The organism is Stutzerimonas stutzeri, from assembly GCF_000935215.1.
In the GTDB taxonomy this organism is placed as follows: domain Bacteria; phylum Pseudomonadota; class Gammaproteobacteria; order Pseudomonadales; family Pseudomonadaceae; genus Stutzerimonas.
This window is the reverse complement of record NZ_JXXD01000390.1, coordinates 1-438: the sequence shown is the minus strand read 5'-3', so window position 1 is coordinate 438 and position 438 is coordinate 1. Positions and strand designations below refer to the sequence as shown.

At 71.0% G+C, this 438-nt stretch carries 1 protein-coding gene; it reads right to left on the bottom strand.

The genetic code is table 11. The annotated features are described in order from the left end of the window. Window positions 1–438 (bottom strand): 5,6-dimethylbenzimidazole synthase (bluB, locus tag LO50_RS23605; protein ID WP_044316565.1); only part of this gene is annotated, 438 nt, incomplete at both ends.

The following is a 438-nucleotide window of genomic DNA, read 5'->3' as shown; positions in this document are numbered from 1 at the left end:
GCCAGCGGCCGCCCGCGGGTCCAGCCTTCCAGTTCAAGCATCGGCGCCGGATAGAAGTCGTGCACCGGCCCGAGGCAGAGAATCGCCACCGGCTGGGCGCCAGCCGGCATGCCCAGCAGCGTGGCCAGCGCCTGCGGTTCGAACAGCGACACCCAGCCCATGCCCAGCCCTTCGGCGCGGGCGGCGAGCCAGAGGTTCTGGATGGCGCAGGCCAGCGACGCCAGGTCCATTTCCGGCAGGGTACGGCGGCCGAATACGTGCGCCTCTCGTCCCTCCATCAGCGCGGCGACCAGCAGTTCGGCACATTCGCCGATGCCCTCGACCTTGAGCCGCATGAATTCGGCGGAGCGCTCGCCCAGGGCCTCGGCGGTACGCCGACGCTCCTCCTCGACCAGCGCTCCGATGCGCGCGCGCAGGTCCCTGGCCGTGATGCGAATG